The 23,265-nt window shown below is 71.7% G+C and carries 7 protein-coding genes; all 7 read right to left on the bottom strand.

Annotation, left to right across the window (positions count from 1 at the left end; all coding sequences use genetic code 11):
* Positions 1-8: 8 nt before the first annotated feature.
* Positions 9-1,379: a hypothetical protein gene (locus ACFW22_RS06270; RefSeq protein WP_386399691.1), complete on the bottom strand. Its 1,371-nt coding sequence runs from the start codon at positions 1,377-1,379 to the stop codon at positions 9-11.
* A 79-nt stretch (positions 1,380-1,458) separates the two neighbouring features.
* The gene (locus tag ACFW22_RS06265) at positions 1,459-1,893 is read right to left on the bottom strand and encodes a hypothetical protein (protein WP_386399688.1); all 435 of its coding nucleotides are present in this window, start codon (positions 1,891-1,893) and stop codon (positions 1,459-1,461) included.
* 116 nt (positions 1,894-2,009) lie between these two features.
* Entirely contained in the window at positions 2,010-19,388 is a 17,379-nt protein-coding gene (locus tag ACFW22_RS06260) for a hypothetical protein (RefSeq protein ID WP_386399685.1), read from the bottom strand.
* 82 nt (positions 19,389-19,470) lie between these two features.
* Positions 19,471-19,779, bottom strand: a complete 309-nt coding sequence (locus tag ACFW22_RS06255; RefSeq protein WP_386399682.1) for a hypothetical protein — start codon at positions 19,777-19,779, stop codon at positions 19,471-19,473.
* Positions 19,772-20,332 (bottom strand): YbaB/EbfC family nucleoid-associated protein, encoded by a 561-nt coding sequence (locus ACFW22_RS06250; RefSeq protein WP_386399678.1) that lies wholly within the window; start codon positions 20,330-20,332, stop codon positions 19,772-19,774. Before ACFW22_RS06250 ends, ACFW22_RS06255 begins: the two co-directional genes overlap by 8 nt.
* A 69-nt stretch (positions 20,333-20,401) precedes the next feature.
* On the bottom strand, positions 20,402-22,702 hold the full coding sequence (locus ACFW22_RS06245; RefSeq protein WP_386399674.1) for a hypothetical protein: 2,301 nt from the start codon (positions 22,700-22,702) through the stop codon (positions 20,402-20,404).
* Between the two features lie 40 nt (positions 22,703-22,742).
* Entirely contained in the window at positions 22,743-23,162 is a 420-nt protein-coding gene (locus tag ACFW22_RS06240; protein WP_386399672.1) for a hypothetical protein, read from the bottom strand.
* Positions 23,163-23,265 lie beyond the last annotated feature (103 nt).

The following is a 23,265-nucleotide window of genomic DNA, read 5'->3' as shown; positions in this document are numbered from 1 at the left end:
GGATGTTCTCAGGCCGAGGTGCACTGGACGCGGGCGGCGTCGCCCGCGTGATGCGCGTAGGTCTTCTGTGAACCGGACCAGTTCAAGCCCCGGTCGTGCAGCTTCACCGTCAGCACGCCGCCGGTGATGCGGACGCTGCCCGCGCTCACCCATTGGCCCCGCAGGGACGGCTGGTCGACGTTGAAGGACCGCAGGATCGGGTCGTTTCCCGTGGCTCCCGCGTGCACCGTGTAGTACGCCGGCTTCCCGCCGACCGCCTTGATGTCGCTGTTGTTCGGGATGTGCACCGATACCTGGCAGGTGCCGGAGGCGAAGGAGCCGGTGCGGAAGGTCCAGCGCAGCGCGTTCCCGGCGTCCGAACCCGTTTTCCCGGACATCGGCAGCGAGAAGAAGGAGCCGTTGCAGCCGCCGCCGGAGTAGCCGCCGGAGCCGTACTTCTGCCAGCCCTCCTTGCCGTCCGCATACCAGCCGCTGTACGTGAAACTCGCCCCGGTGCCGCCGCAGTTCGGCCCCAACACCGCCGAGTACTGCTGCTTCGCCGGAGGAGCCTGGGTGGCCGGCTGCTGCGGAGTGTCCGTCGTCTCCCGGGGCATCGCGGGGACCGCGCTGGGCGAACCGCCGCCGGCCGTGGCGGTCGGCTTCGCGCCGCTCCCCCCGCCGGTGGTGGGCGCCCCCGACCCGGTGGGCGCAGGAGCACCCGGCACGCCCGCGCCGACGCCGACCCCTGCGATCCCGGTGGCCAGGGGCACCTTCCCGATGACCGGCGACGCCTTCCCCGGCGTGCCCGTCGCCCCTGGTAGGGCGGCACCCGGCACCGAGGAGCCCTTCTCCGGCGCGTCCGCCCGCGGCACGAAACCGTTCGGAGCGCCGTCGGCCTGGTCGTACCCGGTGGGGTGCGGAGGCACCGGACCCGGACCGGAACCACCACCGCCGAGTTGCGAGAGCAGCAGCGGCACGCCCAATAGGACCACGCCCGAGGTGGCCGCCGCCGCGATCATCGGCTTCGAGAGCCGCCGCGCGGGCCGTGCTCCGGCCCGCGCGATGGGAACGGCGGCGGGGACCTCGACCTGCGGGGCCCCCTCGGAGTCGGCGTCGGTGCCGGCATCGGTGTCGGTTTCGGTGCCGGTTCCGGTGCCGTCTGTCTTCGCCTCGGAGGGGAGGGCCGGGACGGCGCCGGTGGGCGCGGTGGCCTTCTGCTCGGCTTCCGGCTCCGGCTCCGGCTCCGCCTTCGGCTCCGGCGCCACGGCGCCCGTCACCGGCGCGCCGCCGGTCTCCTCCTCGGGCTCCCCGTCCGCCTGCTGCCAGGCGACCGCGGGCAGGCTGATGGCGGCCCCGTTCCGCCCGGCGGCGTTCTCGGCCCGCATCTCGTTGTCGTCCACGGTCATTCCCCTCGGTCGTCGCGAATCCTCCGCGCACGTACGAACGGACCGGCGGCTCCCGGGGGTTCACCGGACCCGGTCAGCCCAGCGGATGGACCTCCGTGCCCTCCGGCGCCGGTGTCAGGACGAAGGCGGCGGCCCGCTCCACGACGTCCCGCCCGAGGGGGCCTGGCGCCGCGTAGCCGGGGTCGCCCAGGTGAGCCAGCAGCTCGGGTTCGGGGGCGAGCGCGTAGTGCTCCAGGTAGTAGGTGACGGTGTCCGTCCACACCCACCGGCCGTCGGTGCGGAAGGTGAGCGGCACTTCCGCGACCCGGGAGGCGTCCAGCACGTCGTCCATCAGGACCGGTGTCGCCAGCACGGGTGTCCCGGCCGCCAGCCGCTCCAGCAGCAGGGCGTGCAGCTCGGGGTCCTCGACCACCGGGTGGTCCGCGGCGAAGCCCGGACCCGTCACCGGGTCCGCGTGGTCGAAGACGGAGGCGAGCCGGAACTCCGGCCGGGGCTCGGGGTCGTTCATGGCGGGTTCCTGTCCTGGGGTTCGGGGTGGGCCGGGGCAGCCCGGCGTTCCGTACGCTCCCGGGGGAACGTACGGAACGCCGGCACCGGTTCAGATCCGCCGCGGACGGGCCGGACCTACCAGTCCATGGTGGGCAGGACGAAGGCGACGCGCTTCGGGGGCCTGGCCGTCTGCGTCGGCTGCGTCGTCTCCGGGGTCGTCTCCGGGGGCGGCGTCGGCTTCGGACCGAAGTCGGCCCGCTGGTTGTTCGGCAGGGTGCCGACCGCGGTGTCGGACAGGAGGCCGATCAGGCCGCCGGGCACCTTGATCTCGACGGTGGTGTTCCGGCTGCCGGTGAGGACCCAGGTGACGTCGAACCTGTAGTAGTGGTGCAGGCCCTTCTTCTTGTCCTGCTCGTCGACCGTCTCGCTCCGGTTGGCGCTGAGGTTGTTCCCGGACTCGCCGCCGATGCTCAGGGGCTGCAGGTTCATGTTCACGGCGAGCTCGGAGGCGCCCGGTTCCCCCGGCTGCCCGAGGCCCGTGGAGTGGAGCCGGAAGTCGGGGGCGACCGAGGCGGACCAGGCGGTCGTGCCCTTCTCCCGCTCGCGTTCCGTCTCCCGCTCCCGGGCGCCCGTCTCCACGTTCGTGTCGAGGGTCTCCGAGGCGATGTGCGTGGTGCCATCGACGAGGAGCCGTACGGTGACCTTCTCGCCACCCGCCACCGGGACCTCGTACCCCTCGCCGAGCAGCTGCCGGATGTTGGCGCGCAGGTTCCGCTCGGTGGTCAGCAGGTCGGTCCGCAGGCCCGCCAGGGTCGTCGGGGCGAGGTCCTCGCGGGTCAGGGCGTCGGTGTCCCCGGCCGCGACGCGGTGCGGCCGGGCGGCGGCGGTGGGCAGCCACTTCGCGACCGCGTCGAGCTTCGGCAGGGACAGGGCCTGGATCTTGGTGGACAGGGCGGCGCCGAGCTGCTCGACGTCCGACGGCACGTCCGAGGGGCCCTGCGGGCGGACCGCGACCGTCGGTTCGGTCCGCTCGGGGGGCGTCGGGGCGGTCTCCCCGGTCAGGTGGTCGGGGACCAGCAGCTCGGCCTCCTTGCCGGTGATCCTCTCCTTCCGCCGCGGCGCGTGGCCGGACGGGAAGAACCGGTCCCACTGCTCGCCCCACCGCTCGGCGAACCAGCGTTCGGTCCGGCCGTCCGTGGCCCAGTCGACGAGCTTCGCGGGGGCCTTGAGCGCGTTTCCCGCCAGCTGGGTCAGCCGGTGGGGTTCGGAGGCGTCGAAGACCTCCACGTCGTAGGCGACCGGATGGGTGAACCGCCGGGCCGTACCGGTGACCTCCACGGTGTGCTGGTCGCGTTCCGAGGAGGTGTCGGTCCGGGTCGAGCCGGTGGTCCTCTCCAGGCCGCCGCCGGCCCTGCCCCCGCCGACGGCCTTGCCCGCCGCGTCGAGCCCCTTCACGGTGAGGGACCCCTGCAGGCTCGTCTTGTGCGACGCTCCGGTGGCCTTCGCGACCGACGCCGTGGTGGTGTCGCTGGTGGCGAGGGTGGCGTTGTCGCGGGAGCCGCTGTAGACCGGGTCGCCGAGGGCGGCCCTGACCCGGATGCCGATCAGCCGGGTGCCGCCGGTCGCCTGCCGCAGCTTGACCAGCTGGCGTACCGAGGTGGTGCTGAGCGCGGTGAAGTCGGCGCGCAGCGATTCCGAGGAGAAGACCGAACTCAGGCCCCGGGACAGGTCGGTGGGGATGCTGCCGTCGACGTCCGCCGGCATGTCCGGCAGCGTGGAGAGCAGCCTCCTGACGGTGGGCAGCACGTCCTGTGCGTCGAGCTTCCCCACGTGCGCGACGGCCTTCGCCAGATCGGCGTCGAGGTACGCGCGGCTCTCCGAGGCGGAGGGCGGGGAGGCGGGGGGAAGGCCGCCGAGGCCCAGAGCACGGGCCTCGGGTTCGGGCACGGACAGCTCCAGGCCGCCGTTCGCCCGCACGTACCGCGTCGTCGTGGTGTGGTTCGACGGGCCGGTCGTGAGGCGGTCCGCGGGCTTCCAGGCGTGGTGGGTGATCTCGTAGTGGGCGTCGGCGCGGTAGCGGTGGGTGGCGCCCTTGTGCGTCAGGGTCGAGGACAGGGTGTTGGCCGCGGCCACCGTCCGCACCGTGGTGCTCGTCCGGCTGTGGTCCAGGGTCGCGGCCCCGGCGACCGAGACGCCCTCGTCGTTGAGGCCGGCGAAGCCGCCGAGGCCGCCACCGGCGCCGATGTTGTGCGAACGGGTCGTGGCCTTGCTGGACTTGGTGCCGGTCTCCGCCACGTATCCCAGATGGGTGCTGCCGCCGCTCCCCTCGTGCCGGAGCGGGCCCGGGCGCAGCCGGACCACGAGGGCCTGCGAGAGGCCTGACGGGGCGTCCGGCAGCGGGAACACCGCGCCGTCCGCCCCGATGAGCTGCTCGAACTGGGACTGGAGGAAGGTCGGGGTGAAGACCTTCTCGATCTCCTCGGTGAGGTCGTGGCGCAGGGCGCCGACGGCGTCCCCGGAGTGCTGTGCGAACCTGCCCGCCAGGCCTGGGGACGGGTTCTCGCCGTTGTTCCCGGTGACCATCCGGGCGGTGACGAGGGTGAGGTCGGCGGTGCCGAGGAACTCGGGGTGGATGGTCCCGGTGCCTTGCCGGAGGGCCGTGAGGACCTGCCGCTCGGGGTCGTTCTCCCCCGCGGCCTCCCAAGCGGTGCCGTCCTCCTCGTGGTCCCGCACGGTGCCGAAGCCGGGGGAGCGGGAGGCGCCGGGGGCCGCCAGGTGGTCGTCGCCGACGCGGACCTTCGCGGACACGTCGGGGCCCTCGACGGTCAGGGCGGCGCCGGAGAGCATGCTGCCCCCGCCCTCGTGGACCGTCGCCGTCAGGTGGTGGACGACCTCGTAGGAGAAGACGGTGTGGCCGCCGCTGGTCTCCTGCTCGCGGGAGGTCTTGACGGTGGCGGCCACCGACTCCTTGATGTGGGAGAACGTGACGCCGCCGCTGATCTTGACGGAGGGCATCTCGACCCGGTGGGTCTCCGCACGCTCGAACCGCGGCGTGAAGCCGAGGGAGAGCGAGCCGCCGTACTGGTCGCCGACGCCGACGGCCTGGTTGGTGTTGCGGGTCACCGCGCGGGTCGTCGACAGGCCGTCCTCGGTGGACTTGCCCCACAGGTCCAGGAGCTCGCTGCGCAGGTGCAGCCGGATCTCCCGGCCGCCGACGCGCAGGACGAGGGGGACGCCCGAGCCGAGGAGGTCGGCGAAGCGGGCCCGCAGGGCGGGCGTGCCGAAGGACGCCTCCAGCTCCCGGTGGAACTGAGCGTACTGCTCCTCGTCCAGCCCGCCCTTCAGGCCGTTCTGCTCCAGGTGGCTGTCGAGCCAGTTCCGTGCGGCCCGCAGCACCTTGTCCCCGCCGGGGAGTTCGGCGGCCACTCCGGCGCCGAGGCCGGTGCGCGAGGCGAGGACGGCCGGCTCCTGCGGGTCCTCGGCGAAGTCCCGCCGGCGGACGGGGCCGGTGACGGTGCCGTCCGCCGCCACCTCGACCAGGTAGCCGCTCGGCCGCCCGTTCCGGACGGCCCGGGGGGTGTCGTCGTCCTGGAGGACGGTCAGCCCGAGGCCGTCCGGGCGATCGGCGCCGAGGGCGTCGGCGAGGCCGGCGGCGTGCGCGTATCCCGGATGGATCCGTACCGCGACCGGCTGGTCGAGGGAGCGGAGGCCGCGCAGCTCGGTGACCACCGCCTCGACGTCCCGGGGGCGCACCGGCGGCGTCGGTGCCGTCTCGTCGGGGCGGGCCGCGTGCTCGATCGGGTGGTGCACGGTGCCGAGCACGGTCGGCGTCCCGTCCGGGCCGGGGCGGACCCGCAGCCGCGGGATGCCGGCGGGGCCGGGCGGGACGAGGACCGACGGGCCGTCCGCGGCGGTCCGCACGTCGAAGGCGAGCTGGGGGTGGGCGGCGTGGAGTGCGGCGAGCCGGTCCGCGTGGTTCTCCGCCGTCAGATCGCCGAACACCTCGGCGAAGGTGGAGGCGCGCAGCCGCTGCACACCGGTGATCTGCCCGAGGGCGTCCACCTCGTAGCGGAAGGCCGGACCGGAGGCGCCCGGAGGGACCGGCGTGTGGAGCTGGTTCCGGCCGACCGGCTTCACCCGCGGGTTGCCGTCCAGTTCCGCCCAGGCGGCGCCGGCCGGGAGCCGGCCTTCGGCCGCCGCGATCTCGATCGGGTGCCGCCGGGATGCCTTCAGCAGCCCGGCCGGGCCGGTCACCGGCGTCTTGGGGAACGGCGGCGCCGTGGTGTGGTCGAGGAGGGTGGACGGCTCCTTGTGGGCCAGTCGCAGCGCGGCGAGCACGGCCGCTCCCGCGACCTGGAAGCGCGAGGGGTACGGGGTCACCTCGGAGGTGTCCCGGACCGGCTGCTCCTTCGCCGGGGTCCGCTCCGTCTCCGGGCCGAGCAGCAGGGCCTCGAACTCGGCGGACCGGGAAGCGGGCACGCCCACGGCCAGCTCCACCGTCGAGGTGAACGTCAGCGGCGGGCGCTTGGACGTCGAGAGGAACTCCACGTGGAACCGCGCGGTGGCCTGGTACTCGGCCTGGACCTCCTCCTTGTGCTTGATCTTCACCTTGCTCTTGTCGGAGCCGCCGACGTCGAAGTTGTGCGCGCGGGACGCGCTGAAGCCCAGTTCTCCGTTCGGGGCGAAGGCCAGCTTCGAGGTGCTCATCGGCACGGACGCGCCGAACGTGATGCCCGTCTTGTCGGCGTGCTTGCCGCTCGACTTCACGCCGAACGTGCCGGAGAAGTCCTCCCGCACCCGCAGCGCGCCCGCCGTGTCGCCCTTGTGCCGCAGGCCGGTCAGCGTGGCGCCGACGACGAAGTGGCCGCCGAGTGACTTCGTCAGCCCGCCGCCGCTGAACGCCCGGGAGGCCAGGCTCCCGGTGCTCCACCACTGGTTGCCGTCCTTGAGCGACTTCTCGTTGAAGAAGCCGTCGGCGACGTCGGCGACGAAGCGGGAGACGGAGTCCGGGGCGAACCCGGCCTTCCGCAGGGTGGCGGCGAGGTCGACCAGGAGCGGTCCCGGCGTGACCGCGTTGACCGTGGACAGCACGGTCTTCAGCGCCTCGGGCCGGACGACCTCCCAATCGTCCTTCGGCGTGTCGGAGGTGACGTCCGCTGGGAAGGCGAACCGCAGCCGCACCGGGAGGGACGCCTCCGCCGTGCGGGCGTCGCCGTTCTTCTCGACGACGTGCACCCGGAGGGCCACGCCGCCGGTGAACTCGTTCATCTCCTTGAGCACGGTCCGTCCGGCGGCCTGGGTCTCCGCCGTGGCGGTGCGGGCCGAGCCGTACGTACCGCCGGCCTGGATCTTGACGGTTGGGGTCACTCCGGTCGGGGCTCCCAGGCCCGCCAGCTTCGTCACGGCGTCCAGGCCGCCGGAGAACCCGAGGTTGCCGCCGGAGGACCGGACGTGGCCGGCGACGGGCTGGTTGCGCGAGGCGTACGGGCGCAGATGGTCCTTCGACTGGGCGGCATGGTGGACGAGGCCGCTCGGCCCGGCGGTCACGACCACGACCTTGTCGCCGAGGGGGAAGGACGCACCCCTGCGCAGGAACCCGTCCCAGTCGGCGGTCGTGTTCCCGCCGAGCAGCGGGGCCAGCTTCCGCGCGATCCGGCCGACCGCCTCCCGCCCGCCCAGGCTCTCCGCCTGCGGCCCCAGGGCGTTCTCCAGGTCCGTCCGGTTCGGGGCCTGCCCGGTCACGGTCGTGACCCGCCCGTCGCCGAGAGCCTGCCGGGCGGTGTACCAGGGGGCCTTCGGGGGCGGGGAGCCCTCCGAGGAGGAGGAGGCGGTGGCGAGGGCGTCGGCCGTGCTTTCGGCCGTGCTTTCGGGCGTGAGGGGGGAGCCGTCGGCGGTAGGGCGCGGGGCGGCGAGGAGCCCGGCGACGACGCGTTCGGCGAGGGTGCGGCGCCGGGCTTCGTCGCGGCGTCGGGCCGCGGCTTCTGCGTCGGCCCGGCGCTGGGCGTCGGTACGACGGTCGGTGCCGGTGCGGCGCCGGGTTTCGTCGCGGCGCTGGGCGTCGGCGCGGCGTCGGGCCTCGGCTTCTGCGTCGTCGCGGCGTCGGGCCTCGGCTTCTGCGTCGGCGCGGCGTCGGGCCGCGGCGCTGCTCTCCGGCTGACCGTCGTCGGCGTGCGAGACCGGGCCGAACGGCACGGCGCGGGAGGAGTCCTCGCCCACGGGGCCGTCGTCGACGAGGTAGCCCTCCGGCGCCGGAGTCGTCACCGGCACGTCGTCGGGGGGGAGCGCGGCGTCGGGCAGGACGCCGTTCGGCGGCATGTGGGCGCCGAGGAGGGTGGCCTCGACCGCGCCGTCCCCGTTCCCGTCCGCCGGCAGGGACAGCTTGACCCAGTGGTCGGGGACCAGCCGTGGCTTGCCGTCGGCACCCCAGGCGACCTTCTGGGCCACGACCGTGTGCCCGGTGCCCGAGGGGTCGGTACCGGTCACCGAAGGGACGAACCACAGCGTGGACCGGGGGGCGTACGCGGTGAGCGGCAGATCGGGCCGCAGCTTCCGCAGCTCCCGCAGTGTGTCGGCGGCGTAGGAGTGCTCCACGTCCCCGCCCAGCCCGCAGGCGGCGAACCGCAGCGGCTTCGCGGTGTCCCACACCCCGTCGTCGGCGAGCCGGGAGAGCACGACGGCCAGCTCGCCGGGCGTGACCCGCCGCCCGCGCCAGACGGGCGCCCCGTCGTTCCCCGTGATGTGACCGGCGAGCGTGAAGAACCGGTCGTCCCGGGGGAAGCGCCCGACGACACCGCCGATCCGTTCCGCCTCGGCGTCGCCGGCGTCGGGGTTCACGAGGTGGTGGGTGTTGTTGTCCTGATGGGAGCGGACGAGGGCCTCGACGAGTTCACCGATCCGCTCCTCGGGAGCCCGCTCGTCCGAAGCCCGCTCGTCCGAAGCCCGCTCGTCGGACGTCCGGACGGTGGTGGGGGCGGAGGACCGGTCGTTCCCGAACTCGATGAAGAGGTCTCCCGCATCCTCCTGGTCCAGCAGGTTGGTGGCCTTCTTCTCCTTCTTCGGAGCGGGTGCCTCGGAGTCGCCCTTCTTCGCGTTCTTCTCGTCGCCGAGGTACTTCGCCTCCTGGCGCATCCGCTCCCCACCGACGCGCTGGTAGTGCTCCCGGAACTTCTCCTCGCTCTCGAACATGGTTGCGAGCTCGTGGTACATGCCCTCGTAGTCCCTGTGGGGGGAGAAGCCCTCCGGTTCGTCGAACATGGTCGCGACGCCGTAGTGCTTCTCCAGGTCGGCGAAGACGAACCGCAGCAAGGACTTCCCCCGCACCGGAGACGTCTCGGTCGTCTTGGGGCCGGTCCCGTAGGGGTTGTCCGGGTTCAGCACCAGCTTCTGCTTCTCCGGCACGCGGGCGAAGAGCTCGCTGAAGGTCTCCTTGCCGGGCTTCACCACGTCGAGCTCGGCGGCCGAGAGCCTGAAGGAGGGCTCGGGAGTGAGCTTCGGCAGGGGGGCGAGCCCCTGCTCCTTGCGTCTCGCGTTCTCCTCGGCCCGCTTCCGGGTGATCCTGGCGTTCTCCGCGGCCCGTGCCCTCTCCTCCGGGGTGGCCTGCGGTTCCTTGTAGCTGACGTACGTGCTGTAGGTCGTGTAAGAGGAGAAGTCCGCCTGGTAGTACTGGTGGAACTCGTGGAACAGTCGGCGGATGTCCTCGGTGTCCTCCGTGGTCAGCTCGGCCAGGCGGCGCACGTCGCCGTCGGACGTCACCAGGTCCCGCCCCCGCAGCCTCATGTACGACTCCACGATCCAGTGGAAGGTCACGTCGCGGTTGAGCCTGCCGGCTTCGGCCTTGGCCTCGTCGTCGGAGCCCTTCGGCCGGAGGAAGTGGTGCTTGTCCCGGTAGTAGAAGCCGAAGGGGTCGGAGTCCACCATCATGACGGCCGCCCGGTACGCGAACCTGTGGGCCGGGGTCTCGCCGATGTCGCCCCACAGGTGGCGGTACCGGTTCATGACTTTGACGGCCCCCCGGTGCTCGGCCTCGTGGTCGTGGAGCTCCGCCTTCTTGGCCCTGGACTTCCCTTCGCCCCCGTACATCAGCTTCGAGTTGGCCTTCTCGACGTCGTGGAAGAGGATCGCCTTGACGACCGCGTCCACGGGCACCAGCCGGTCCGCGTCGTCCCGGTCGCGGTGGGCGAGCTTGAGGTACTGGCCCAGGACCATCTGGGCGTGCTGGAAGAAGGTGTACCCCTCGCTCGTGGCGCAGATCTCCTTGTAGAGGAGGCCGAGTTCGGGATAGTCCCGGACCAGGCGGTCGATCACCTGGTGCGGGGGGACGCCCCGCTGCCAGAGTTCGGTGAGTTCCTTGCCCACCTGGCGCTGGAGGTGGACCTCTTCCGGCCGCAGCCGCCGCATGTCGTCGAAGTCGTGGACGACCGGCGAGTCGGTGACGTTGAGGTCGGCCTTGACCTCCTGGCTCTGGAGGGAGAGGACGAGCCCGATCTCGGCGTGGGAGGCCCAGGGCAGGACCGTGTTCTTCATGAACCCCTCCACGACGTCACGGGCGTGGAGGTCGGCGGGGGACTTCAGGTCCCGGTCGGGCGTGTTGAGGAAGTCGAGCGAGACCGGCCGGCCCTGCTGGTCCGTCAGGTACTGCGGGTAGTCGCCCAAGAACTTCTTGAGGCCGTCGAGCCGCTTGCCGAAGGCCAGGTTGGGCCGGTTCCCGTAGGGCTCCGGAGGCATGTCGGGCTCCAGGAGGTACCCCACCCTGCGGTCGACCGGCTGCTGCCGGGACTGCTTCCACGTCTCGTGGAACTGCCGGAGCTGGGTGGAGATCCCCCTGAGGACGTCGGGGGAGTTGACGTGCCCCGCGCCCTGGACCCAGGGGTTGTACCGCTCCTTCAGCTGCGGCGCGTCGACGGGCGGGATGCCGAGGCGGTCGCGCAGCTCGTCGACGTGGACCGCCTTGCCGTCCCGGTAGTCCCCCGTGTCGTCGGCGGGGGCCAGGCCGGACTTCTCCTCGTTGCCGTAGTACGTGATCAGGGAATTCGGCCGGATGCTCCTGCGCAGCAGGAGGAGGTTCTCGCCCCGCACGCCGAACTGGTTGCGCTCGCCGGACTGGTCGGTGTTGACGGGCCGTCCGGCGAGGGGCCGGTCGACGGTGGGCGTGGGGTCCTCGTCGTCCCCCTTCGACTTGTCGGCCTCCTTGTGGTCGGGGATCGGGACGGGAGCCGAGCCCGGCGCCCGGCTGTTCCACCGGTCCCGGTAGATCTTCTCGACCTCGCCCTCCGGGTTCCCCTCGGGGTCGCGCAGCCCCTGCGGCGTGAGGGACGCGCTGCCCCGGTAGGGGTGCCCGAGCGAACCGGCGTCGTGCTCCGGAACCGAGGCCGACGTGATCTGCTGATAGACGTGCAGGGGCACGAGGAAGGAGCGGACGAGCGGCTGCTTGTCCGGGAACTGCGCCTGGTACTTCATGGCCCAGCCGATGGCCCGCGCGGGGGTGCCCATGCCGACCCACAGGGTTCCGCCCGGCGTCTTCCCCGTGGCGATGACGACCTCGCCGGTGTCCTTGTGCTGCTGGACGTCCTTGTGCTCGGCGGTGAACTCGTGGGGCTTCTCGTGGGCCTGCACCGTGTCCCGGCTGACCACCGCGGTGTAGAAGCGGACGTACGGCTCGCCGTCCTCCATCTCCACATCCACCTCTCCGCGGTGGATGTAGTACGCCTGTTGGAACTCGTAGCGGCCCGAAGTCCGGGGCGGGGCCGGGGCGGGCGCCTGGTCCGGGTTCGCGTCCTCATCCGGGTTCGCGTCAGGATTCGGGTTCGGGTGCGGCCGCGTGCTCGTGCTCGATTCCGCTTCCGTACCGGCCTTCTGCCGCTCCTCGGCCGTCGTCTCCGGGGCCTTCTCTTCGGCCTTCTCCTCGCCCTCGTTCGGCTTCACGTCCTCCTTGACGTACTTCAGGGTGGAGTCGAAGGGCCGGTTCGGGCCCGGGTAGCCGACACCGGGCAGGCCGATGACCGGCGGCTTGACCCGCTCCGGTTCCTTGGGCGGCCACTTGATGCCCGGGCCGTCCTCCAGCAGGGTCACCAGGGAGCGGCCGGAGTCCGTCCGCTCGAAGGAGACCACGTGGACGCGCGTGCCGGGGACGAAGAGCGACATGGTGCCCGTCAGGTGGCGCTGGCCACCTCCCCGCGCCGTCTGCACCTGGATGACCAGGTTGTGGTCGTCCGGCAGGTGGGACGAGGACTTCCAGAAGATCCGCGGACCGGTCAGCTCGTCGAGGGGGACCGCCGTGCGCTCGGCCACGGGCCGGTCCGCCATCCGTCGGAACATGTCCACCGCGTGGGCGGTCGTCTCCACGGACAGCGTGAGCCGGGGACGGTAAGCGCTCTCGTACGTGACCTCCGCAGAAGGAGTGGCCCGGCGACCCCGGTCCGCCCGGGACCCGTCGTCCGACGCGTCGATCCCGTCGAGACCGACGAGGCCGTGGGAGCGGAGGTCGAAGGACACCATGCTGGGCGCCGCGCCCGCCCGGCTCCTGCTGATCGCCTCCGCCTCCTCCAGGCCCTTCGCCAGCCGGTTGATCTCCTCCCGCAGCAAGAGGGAGACGGCCTGGGCGTGCTGCCAGCCGGTCTTCTTCGCGACGGCCGGCGACAGGTTGTCGTCCGCTGCGACGACCTTGACGCGCAGCTCGCCCAGGGTGGGGTCGTCGACGCGCTGGAGCAGCTCGGGGAAGAGCTCCGCCGCGAGGTTCCGCACCTCCGCCTCGTCCTCTCGGCCGAGGGTCTTCTTCCCCTGACCGAAGGAGACGGTCCGCTTCTTGAGGTCGGGCAGGCCGTCCACCAACATGCTGACCGAGACGGCCTCGTCCTCGCCGTCCCCGTACGTGTCTCCGTCCCCGGCCACGCCCTCGTCGTCGGTGCCGGTGGCGTCGGTGTTATCGGTATGCGCAGTGTCGTTGGTGTTGTCGGGAGTACCGGGAGTACCGGGAGTACCGGGAGTACCGGGAGTACCGGGAGTACCGGGAGTACCGGGAGTACCGGGAGTACCGGGAGTACCGGGAGTACCGGGGGTGTCGCCGAACCGCACCGCGTCCTCGTGTTCCTGGCCGGTCTCGTCGCCGTCCGCGAGGCGCAGCGCGTCGGCGGGCGCGCCGTCGTCCCCGACGGGGAGGGTCTCGGCGGTGTGGTCGGGGGCGCCGGTGTCGGTGTAGCGGTGCCAGTCCGCGCCGCCGCCGAGGACGCTGATCCGGCCGTCGGGGGTGAGGCCCACGCGGCGGGCCGTGAACAGGCCGTCGCCGCCGGGCACGTACCAGACCGGGGCGTCGGCCGCGAGCGCGGTGAGCGGGCCCTTCTCGCCCTTCTCGGCGCGGTGCTTCCACAGGCCGCTCATGACGGTCTTCACGGTCGACCCGTGGACGGGGGAGGCCAGGTCGCAGCCGGTGAACCGGATCTCGGTGACGCCGTCGAGGCGGCCCTCGTCGTGGGCGTCGGTGAGCGCCTTGAGGAGGACGGCCGGGTCGTGCGGGGTGTTCGGGTCGGTGTGGGTGCCGACGACGAAGACGCCGGGGCGCGGGGGGAGCGCGTGGAGCGCGGCGGTCCGGGCGGGGGAGAGCGGGCCGACGGCGATCCCGGCCGGGACGTCCCGTACGGGGGAGGGCGACGGCACGGCCCGGGAGCCCGGACCCGCGTTGTCGTGGAGGACGGATCCGGACTCCGTGGCGTCCTCGACGGCCTCCAGGTAGCGGCGGGGCAGGGTTCCGTCGGGCAGGACGGACGTCGCCATGACCCCGGACGCGTCGGCCCGGTCGGGCGTGTGCCGGAACAGCGTCTCCGCGTCGTGGTAGCGGTCCGGCAGCCCCGCGTAGTGCAGCAGCTCGTGCAGCAGCATGGCGTCGTCGCGGCTCCGGACGTCCGGAGCCGCGTCGTCCGCGTGCAGCCGCAGGTGCAACTGGTCGGACCGGGTGTCGGGCCCGCCGTCCCGGGTCACCCGCACCAGGTCCGCGCCCCCCTCGGGGGTCGGGACCAGGTCCACCTCCAGGTGCAGCTGGTCGCCGGTGCGGGGCAGCCGGAAGCCCAGGTTGACGTGGCCGTCCAGCAGCCCCTGCATCCGGTCGCGCAGTGCGGCGGCGTCGGCCGCCGAGAAGGAGTCACCGACGGCCACCGGCAGCGTCACCCTCACCAGCCGGACGGACCCGCCCGGCGCGCCGTCCCCGCCCTCGGGCACGAGGAACCGCTCGACGTCGGCGCGGATCAGCGTCCGCCGGCCCGCGAGCGTCCCGTCCTCGTTCCGCCGGTCCGCCGTGCCCGGGAAGGGGTCGGTGGCGTCCGGGTCCGCCGCCGGGTCGAAGCGTTCGGTACGGACCCGGGCGGGCGGCGGCACGTCCTCCCGGCCCGGTGCCCAACGCCACGACGCCCACCGGTCGACCGTGACCGGCCGCTCGACCGGGGAGACCTCTTCAGGCCGCACCTGCCCCGGCAGGGTGTGGGAGGAGTTCTCGGGGACGTTCGCGGACGTGTGGCCGTCGTCGTCGCTGTCGTCGCCGCCGCGGCGGGGACGCTTGGTGGGGTCCTGCATGACGACGTCGCCGTCCGCGTCCCTCTTCCTGCGGGAGGAACCGGGCTGGGACGGGGACACCGACTCGTCGACGTCCATGTTCATGGAGGTGCTCTCGGCGGACTCGGCCTCCTCCTGTGCCGCGTACTTCCGCCGCAGTTCCGCCATCTTCTCGTCGGCGATCTCGTCGGGGAACTTCCCCTCGTCCGCGACGTGCCTGCGCAGGTCCTCCTCGTGCACGATGCGCATGCTGCGGTAGTAGTCCCGGCCGGGCGGCGAGGACGGTGCCTGAAGGGTCGCGATGTCGTCCGGCAGCTGCTGGTCGGGGTGCTCAGCCCGGTAGGACTCGGCGAAGGCGGCGGAGCCCGCCATGACCTCGGGCAGGGAGTGGTGACCCTGGTTGAGGAAGGCGGCGATGGTGGCGAGCCGCAGCGTCTTGTGGTTGACCTTCGGGTTGGGCCGGTCGGCGGCATCGCGGAACCATCCCCGGTCGATCATCAGCTGGAGGTACCGGTGGAACATGAAGCCCGAACCCGACGTGCCGGCCGTGGCCAGGTGCCCCTGGGTCTGCTTCGTGTACAGGAAGTCCGTCGTCAGGCGGTAGCGGGCTCCGCCGGGGATCCACCGCACCTTCTTCTCCGCGTTCAGGGCGAGCGGCTTCTCCCGCTCGCTCAGACGGGGCACGATGTCCGCTTCCTTGAAGCTCTTCAGATCGGCGGCCAGCTGCCTCCACGAGCGGTCGAGCTTCTTGAATCCCTCCTGCTGCTTCTTCTTGGCCTCCTTCTCCGTCGTGGTCCCCTCCGGCATGGCGGAGACCTTCTTCCACAGGTCGGGCAACTCACGGGTGAGCTTGCGGTACGTGACGAACCGGGGGTTGTCCTTCCGGTACGCGCGCTCATCGGTGATGGAGGACGGCGGGCGCGGGGTGGAGCCGATCTCGTTGCCGAGGGTTTTCGAGGAGATGGCGTTGAAGAACAGGGCCATGCGTTCCCGCAGGTTCCCTTCCTTCACGACCTTCTCCAGGGCCGCCCGGTCGGCTCCCACGGCACCGGACGACTCCTTGCTGTCCGTGCCCAGCAGCTTGTGGATGCCCTCCACCTGCTGGAGCCTGTCCCAGAGGACGCCGGACAGCTCCTTGGCGAGGTCCTTGACGTCCTCCCGCCGGGCCAGGTAGGCGGCGAGTTTCTTCTCGTACTGGACCGAGGCGTCCGCGTAGTAGATGCGGTCCATGTCGTCGAGCGAGACGTCCGGGGCCCAGGCGGGCGGGTCCTCCTGGGCATGGTCGGTGCGCCGGGGCCGACGGGTGCGGGGACCTTCGTCGTTGCCGGTCAGCGGGGGGTTGTCGTCCTCGTCCTCGGCCCTGCCCTTGTCCTTGTCGACCGGGGGGCGGTCGTCGCCGTCCCCGAACTTGACCGCGTCCGGGTGCACCGCGTCGACCTTGGGGGTGCGGAAGAGGAAGGCGACCGCGTCGTCGGGCAGCGCGTCCGGGTCGGGGGTCGTACGGACGGGGGTGTGGTCCTGGTTGCCGCTGTCGCCGTACACGTGCCAGGCGCCCCGGTCCACGACGGCGATCTTCCCGTCGGGGGTGAGGCCGATGTGCTGGGCGGTGAGCAGGTGGCCGCCGCCCTCCGTGTCGCCGCCGGTGGTGGGCACGTACCAGACGGGGGCGTCGGCGGCGCGAGCGGTGAGCGGGTCGGGGGAGGTGGTGCCGGTCGCGGCACGGTGCTTCCACAGGCCGCTCATCACGGTCCTGACCGTGCTCTCGTGCACGGGCGCGGCGAGGTTGCAGGCGGTGAACTGGATCTCGGTGACGTCGTCGAGGCGGCCCTCGTCGTGGGCGTCGGTGAGCGCCGTGAGGACGGCGTCCGGGTCGTTCGGGGCGTCCGGGTCGGTGTGCATGCCGACGACGAAGACGCCGGGGCGCTTCGGGATCGCCTGGAGGGCGGTGGTCTGGGCGGGGCTGAGGACGCCCAGGGAGATGCCGGAGGGGATGTCCCGGACGGGCGGGTCGGACGGGGGGTCGTCGTTGTCGCTGTTGCCGTCGTCGTTCTTGACGGTGTTCTCGTCCTCGGCGACGTTCTCGTTCTTGCTCTCGCCGCTGCCGTCGCCGTTGTCGGACTTGCCGTCGGAGGGCGTACGGGTGTCGCCGTCGTCGGCGCGGGTGTCCGTGCGGTCCGTGTCCTTGATCTTGGCGCCGTCGCCGTCGCCGACGTCGAGGTACATGAGCTCGTCGGCGCTCGGCATTTCGAGGTGGTCCCAGTCGTAGGGGGAGGAGGCCTCGGGCGTCACCTGTGACTGTGACTGTGACTGTGACTGTGACTGCGACTGCGACTGCGACTGCGACTGGGCCGGGGCCGGGACGTCGCTGTCCTGGGACAGGGCGGCGCTGAACCGGTCGCCGCTGCTCAGGGTGGCGGGCCTGCTCTCCGGTGCGGGGGCCGGGACCTCCGTGTCGTCGCCCAGCAGGGAGGAGAGGTCCGAGGAGACGGTGGCCCGGGGCGGCGCGGTGACGGCGGTGTCGCCGGCGTCCTCCTCCGCGGTCAGGACGCCGTCGCTCTTCCCGTCCGAGGTCAGGTCACCGTCCGACTCGGTGCGGAACAGCGGGTCCTTGGCGATCTCGTCGCCGAACGACGGCCCGAGGTCCAGGTCGAGCGGTGTGAAGGCGTCGCCGTCGCCGTCGGCCGTGTCGTCGGGCCGCTGGGGCAGGTCGGAGAAGAAGGGGGTGCCGCTGATGGGGTGGGAGAAGACCCACTTCACCATGTCCTTCATGTCCTGCTTGAAGCTGGTCTCCTCGGTGCCCGTGGTGGGGCGGGGGACCGGCCACGGGGCCGGGTTGCCCGTCATGTTCGACACGAACGAGGCGATGTTGATGGGGTGCAGCAGCCCGAAGTACTTGCTGTCGGTGGGGTTGTCGGCGTGCTGGTGACTGAGGACCCAGTTCTGGTACTTCACCATGACCGGCTCGAAGGCCCGGTGCAGACCGGCGCTCAGCGCGCCCATGGCCACGCCGGAGGCGAACGGGCCGCCGCTGACCGAGAACGTGCCGTCCCCGAAGATCATGTTGTAGAAGCCCTCGCTGAGCATCTCGTTCGTTCCCTCGTTGAGGAGGGAGGCGACGGCCCCGCCGAGCTGGTACATCGGATTGCCCTGGAGCGGGTTCTCCTGCTTGAAGATGCGGGCGAGGGCGTTGCTGTGCTCGGAGCGTGCGAACAGGGTCGGCATCGAGTCGGCGAGGTTCTTGAGCGGCGCCAGGTTGCCCAGATCCCCCATCGCCCCGGTGAGCAGCTTGGGCAGGTCGGCGTGGTCTGCCCCGACCCGTCCCCACTTCTGGGTCAGCATCTTGCCGAAGTCCTGGCCGGCCTGCTCGGCGCCGTCGTGCTTGAGGTGCTTCTTGAACACCTCGCCCATCTTCTCGGCGAACGAGTCCGCGATGCTGCCGGCGCCCTGCCGCATGAACCCGGTCTCCAGGTTGCGGGTGACCCCGCCGAAGAGCTCGCCGATGTCCTTGGCGAAGGCCGAGCGGGCCTCCGGGGTGGACAGAAGGCCGTCCAGCGGGTTCTCCACGCCGTCCGCGGCGCGGCCGACGGACCCCGACGCGTCCGACGCGTCGGGCACCTTGGAAGCCGCGCCCACCGTCGACACGTCCCCGGAGCCGGCCTTCGCCGCGCCGGCGCCCGCGCCCGTACCGGCCGTGTCGCCGCCCTCCGTCTTGTGCGCGTTCGGCACCTCGGGCTTCTCCGCCCCCGGCGCGTCGCCCTTGCCCGTGGTCGGGATGTCGCCCTTGCCGGTCGTCGGGACGTCGCCCTTGCCCGTGGTCGGCACGTCCGCCTTGGGCGGGGCGGTCGGCGCGTCGCCCTTGCCGGCGGCCGGGGTGCCCGTCTTCCCCGTTCCGGGAGCGGTCGGCTTGTCCTTGGCGGCGGCGCCGCCCGGCGCGTCCGCCTTCGGCCGGCCGGCGGCGGGCGGGGTCACGAGGCCGTCGCCCACGGTCTTCGGCGGGACCGGCGGTGCCACGTCGGTCTTGGGCGGTACCGACGGCGGGGCCACCTCGGTCTTCTTCGGCGGTACCCGCGGCGGGGTGACGTCCGTCGGCGGCGTATTGGGCGGAGTCGACGGCAGGTCCTCCTTCGCCTTCGGCACCTCCGGACCGCCCGGTTTGCCCGCCCCGCCCGGCGGCAGGTCCGGCTTCGGGTGGGGCGTGACGTCGTCCAGCTTGTCGTCGATCTTGTTGAGGACGTCGTCGACGCGCTTGCTGATGATCGAGGCCGGCGGCTTGCCGCCGAGGAGCCGGCCGAGGATCTTGCCGCCGTAGTGGGACAGGATCTCCAGCGGACCGGCGATCACGCCGCTCAGCGCACCCTGCTTGACGGAGTCCAGCAGCGACTCCGTGTTCCAGCTCGACGTGTGGCCCGCGCCGAGCTGGTACAGCTGGATCACCGTGTCCTGGAAGACACCGCCGGCGATGCCGATGAAGGTCTGGCTGAGGATCGTCTGGAGCAGCCAGCGGAAGAGCTGGTGCAGACCCTCGCGGGTGGCCGCGAACAGCGCCGACACGGGACCCCACACCGAGCCGAAGGTGAAGGCGGAGAAGAGGGTGGCGAAGAGGATCTCGGCCAGCAGCTGCACCAGCTGGAGGATGGCCATGATCTTCGTGTACTCGATCTGGTTGGCCACCTTCAGGGCCACGTCGGAGAGCTGCCGGGACAGCTCCGCCGTCTGGTCCAGCTGGTTCGACCCGACGGTCCGGCCCGTCAGGTCGTTCATGACCACCAGGAAGGAGTCGGCCGCCTCGCCCTCGAAGGCGGTCTTGACGATCGGGATGAGTTCCAGGACGTACCCGGACAGCGTCTCCAGGTCCTCCGCGACGGTGGCGTAGTACTCCGACGCCTCCCGCATGCTGTCCTCGTTCGCCTCCGGCCATTCCATGCCCGACACGAAGGCGAGGAAGTCGGCGATCCCTTCCGGCGGATTGATGGCCATGGCGTGGAGGTCCTCCGGTCGGGCGGGCGGCTGTGCCCAGGTGAACGGGCACGGTCGCCCGGCCGGTTCAGGACCGGAGGGCTCAGAAGCCGTCGGCCTGGGACCCCGCGTCCTCGTCCGCCTGGTTCATCACGTCGGAGGTCTCCTTTCCGGCGTCCGTCACCAGCCCCAGCCGCTGCCTGACGTACTTGACGGTCTCGGTGAGGTTCTCGGTGGGCTCGTCGACCTGCTGGTGGTAGGTCTCGCCGATGGTGTCCGTTCCGGCGGAGTCCTTGTTGAACTTGTTGATCTTGTCGATCGTCACGCCGAGATCGCTCAGGCAGCGGACGTACGCGTCGTAGTTGGCGAAGTGGTCCTTGAGGTTCTCCAGGACCTTCAGTTCCTTAGCCACGGAACTCCTCCTGCTTCCCGGAGGAGACGCGGGTCTCCGCCTCGGTGGCGAACTCCTCCTGCTTGCCGCCCTGTTCGACGCCCGGGAGCGTCTCCTCCTCGGCGGCGAACTCTTCCTGCTTCGCCGCCTTCGCCGCCGCCTGCGCCTCCTCCGAGTCGAAGGCGGGGCGCATGGCCCGCAGCGGCGCGAGCAGCGCGTCCATGTCGGCGGGCATCCCGCTGAGCCCGGCCACGCTGCGCAGGTGGCCGCCGAAGTCCTGGAAGCCCTTGATGTGTTCGATGACCTGACCGCCCATGTCGGCCCGCGCCTCGTTGAGGACGGAGACCAGGACCGCGGCGAGCTCGGCCGGGGCCATCGACTGGTACGCCTTGGTGTGGAAGGTCATCGAGACCACCTGCCCCTGCGGTCCGACGGTGGCCGAGACCATGCGGTCCTTGGAGGTGGCGGACGCGGTCGCCGCGTCCAGCTCGCGCTTGGCTGCGAGCATCTTGTCCCGGTGGTCGTGCAGGGCGGACATCGCGTCCTGCACAATGCTTTCGAGGTTCAGGGCCATGGAACGCCTTTCGGAGGAAGAACGGAGAAGACGGGAGAAGACGGGAGGGGGCGGGAGCGGGCGGGCCGGTCAGCGGCCGATGACACCGCTGACCGAGCCGGTGTCGGTGCCCCAGGTCTCCTCGTCCTCGGTGAGCCAGGTCGTACGCTGCCGGTCCTTGCCCTGGTTGGGCTGGCCCGCCCCGGCCGCGCCCGGGTTCATCGGCGGCATCATCGGGGGCTGTCCCGTCTGCGTGCCGCCCGTGCCCGTGGCACCGGCCGTGTCCGGTCCGCCCCCGGTGGAGGTCGACCCGGGGCCGACGCCGCCCGCGCCCGCCGGGGCGGTGACGCCGGTGCCCGACGGGGTGAGCCCGAGGGAGCGCGCCGCCCTGTCGCCGAGCAGGGTGCTGCCGCCGCTGCTGCTCGTCCCGGCAAGGCTCTTGGGGAGCCCGCCGGGGCCGAGGTCGCCGACCAGGCCGCTGCCGGAGCGTCCCGGCAGTCCGCCGGTCCCGTCCGGGCCGCCGGTCGTCACGTTCGGCGTGGGGCGGGAAGCGAGCGCGTGCTCGGCGTTGGTCAGCAGCTGGTACGTGCGGCTGATCGACTTGCCGTCGGCTCCGACGACGATGCCGTCCTTGATCGTGGCGCCCTTGGGCAGTGCGTACGGGTTGCCGTTGGAGTCGAGGAGCTGCTTGCCCTTGGCGTCGACGATGGTGCCGTCGGGCAGGATCTTCGCGCCCTCGGGCAGCCGGATCTGGTTGTACCCGCTCCCCGGGAGCGTGTGGGGCTGCTCGGTGGTGTCGGGCTGCGGCTGGCCGACCTTGCCGCCGGGCGGGGCGACGAGCTGCTTGCCGTTCGAGCCCGTGACCGGCTTGCCCGCCGAGTCGTAGACCTTGCCGTCCTTGCCGATGCGGGAGCCGGGCGGCACCATGACCGGCTTGCCGTCGGCGCCGGTCACCGGCTTGCCGTTCTTGTCGAGCAGCGGGACCTTGCCGCCCGGGGTGCCGCTGCCGGGCAGGGTGCTGGGCGGGAGGGCGCCCGGCGGCAGCGGGTTCGTCTTGCCGCCGGTCCCCGAGCCGGGCAGGGTGCTGGGCAGGGTGGGCGGCGGCGGGGCCGGCAGGCCGGTCCTCGGGTCGCCCGGGTCCTTCCCCCCGGGGCTGCCGTCCTTGCTCCCGTCCCCGTTCTTGTTGTCGCCGAGGAGGTCGTCGATGCCACTGGGGCCGCCGCTGGGACCACCGCTCCAGCTGCCTCCGCCGGCGCCCGACCCGCCGGTTCCCGGGGGCGCTTCGGGCCCGGCGCCCGCGCCGCCCGTGGGCATCTGGAAGCGGGGCGTGTAGATGCCTTCGCCCAGGGCGGAGCCGAGTTCGAGGTAGACGAGGTCCAGATGGCCGATCTCGGTCTTCGCCAGCTCGTCGAGACTCGACTGCAGATACGTGATCCACTTCTGCTTGGCGACGATCTCGATGCCGTCGATCCAGAACTCGTTGGTGATCAGGGAGCCGCTGTCGTCGTAGACCGACGGGGTTCCCGGGTCGTATGTGGTGTTGCTGTTGTGGCCGTTCTCGTTGGTGTCGTTGTTGTCCTCCAGTTGCCAGTCGAACCGGCAGTCGCCCTTCTTCAGCAATCCGGCGAAGACTTCGTGCATCAGGCTCACCGGGCTGACCTGCGGGTTCATGACCTTGCTGTGTTCCGGCCACAGCCAGAGGTGCAGCCCGCGGTACATGTTCCACGCGGTGGCCCTGAGTTGCGTCTCGGCATTGCTGAGGAGCGCCTCGTAGCCGCTCGCCCCGGAGAGGTCGAGCTTGCTCGGCGGTGCCTGCCCGGACTTTCCCCGGATCTGCGCGAGGTCGATCTGGACCTTCCTCATCTCCATGTAGATCACATGGAGGAACTTCTTGAAGGACCCTGCCGCGCTGCCCTTCCACTCGCTGTCGTCGGAATCGATGCCCTCCTCCCAGGACTTGAGGATCGGCAACCACTTCTGCAGCCAGGCGTTGACATCGTGGATCACCTGCACCGCTTCCGTGAACGAGGAGAAACTGGCGACCCCGGAATTGTGCGGAGTGACCGCCAGGGCCCCGAGGGACCGCATTCCGTCGCTGTGGAACCGGTTGAACTTGGAATCGGGATTGTTCAGCATCCTCTTCCAGGGGACCTGGAAGCCGACCACGCACGAGTACTGCGAGTAACGGGCGCGTTCGGGCACATTGAGGGGGATGACGTGGGAGATGTCGTACCTCGCGGCCTGCGTCTCGCCGTTCCCGGGCACGATCATGACGTCGACCCTCTTCTGGTCGAGCCACCTCTCGCCCATCACGTCGTTTCGGCCCGTCAGGTTCTCGGTCTTGGCCCCGATGGCCAGAACCGCCTGTTCCCAGGGGAGAACTATTGGCATGGTGCGCGCGGACGTCCTTTCCGGAGACGAGGGGGTGCTGCTACTTCTCGGGAGTGCCCGACTTGCCGCCCTGGGAGAAGTCCTGCTGGATGGAGTTGAGGATCTCCCACATCTCGGTGACGTCGACGGATTCGTCGCTGCTGTTCTGGAAGTTCTCCCTGACGGCCTGCAGATCGAGATTGGTGTAATTGGCGATGGTGTGGAACGCGTCGAGAGAGGTCTTCAGGGCGGCACACAGCCCCAGGAAGTTCTTCTGCACGGTTACGGCGCTCGGCAGTTGCTCACTGCCCGCCAGAATCTTGGCGCTGCCCGTGCCCTGCCCCCATGACTCCAGCGCCCCCACGCCCGGGTCCTTGAAGTCCTGGAGCAGGCTGTCGAACTTCCACGCGTAGTTCCACAGCACGTCGCCGGTGATCGAGGTGACCTGGCCGTCGTTCTCGTCGTCGCTCGGGTTTCCCATGACTGTTCTCCTGCCGAATTCTCGGTCGGGCGTGTACGCCGGACGGGCCGTCCGGCACGGAGAACGCACGCCCCGCACCGCCGGGTTCAGCACCGTCGGGCCG

The sequence above is a fragment of the Streptomyces sp. NPDC058872 genome, from assembly GCF_042743065.1.
Taxonomy (GTDB): Bacteria; Actinomycetota; Actinomycetes; order Streptomycetales; family Streptomycetaceae; genus Streptomyces.
Note: the sequence above shows the minus strand (reverse complement) of the source record. Positions and strands in the feature narration are given on the sequence as shown.

Bases quoted from the DNA above. Each gene is read 5' to 3' on its own strand.
- ACFW22_RS06245 (WP_386399674.1), bottom strand. From the start codon at position 22,702: ATGCCAATAGTTCTCCCCTGGGAACAGGCGGTTCTGGCCATCGGGGCC.
- ACFW22_RS06250 (WP_386399678.1), bottom strand. From the start codon at position 20,332: ATGGCCCTGAACCTCGAAAGCATTGTGCAGGACGCGATGTCCGCCCTG.
- ACFW22_RS06260 (WP_386399685.1), bottom strand. From the start codon at position 19,388: ATGGCCATCAATCCGCCGGAAGGGATCGCCGACTTCCTCGCCTTCGTG.
- ACFW22_RS06240 (WP_386399672.1), bottom strand. From the start codon at position 23,162: ATGGGAAACCCGAGCGACGACGAGAACGACGGCCAGGTCACCTCGATC.
- ACFW22_RS06265 (WP_386399688.1), bottom strand. From the start codon at position 1,893: ATGAACGACCCCGAGCCCCGGCCGGAGTTCCGGCTCGCCTCCGTCTTC.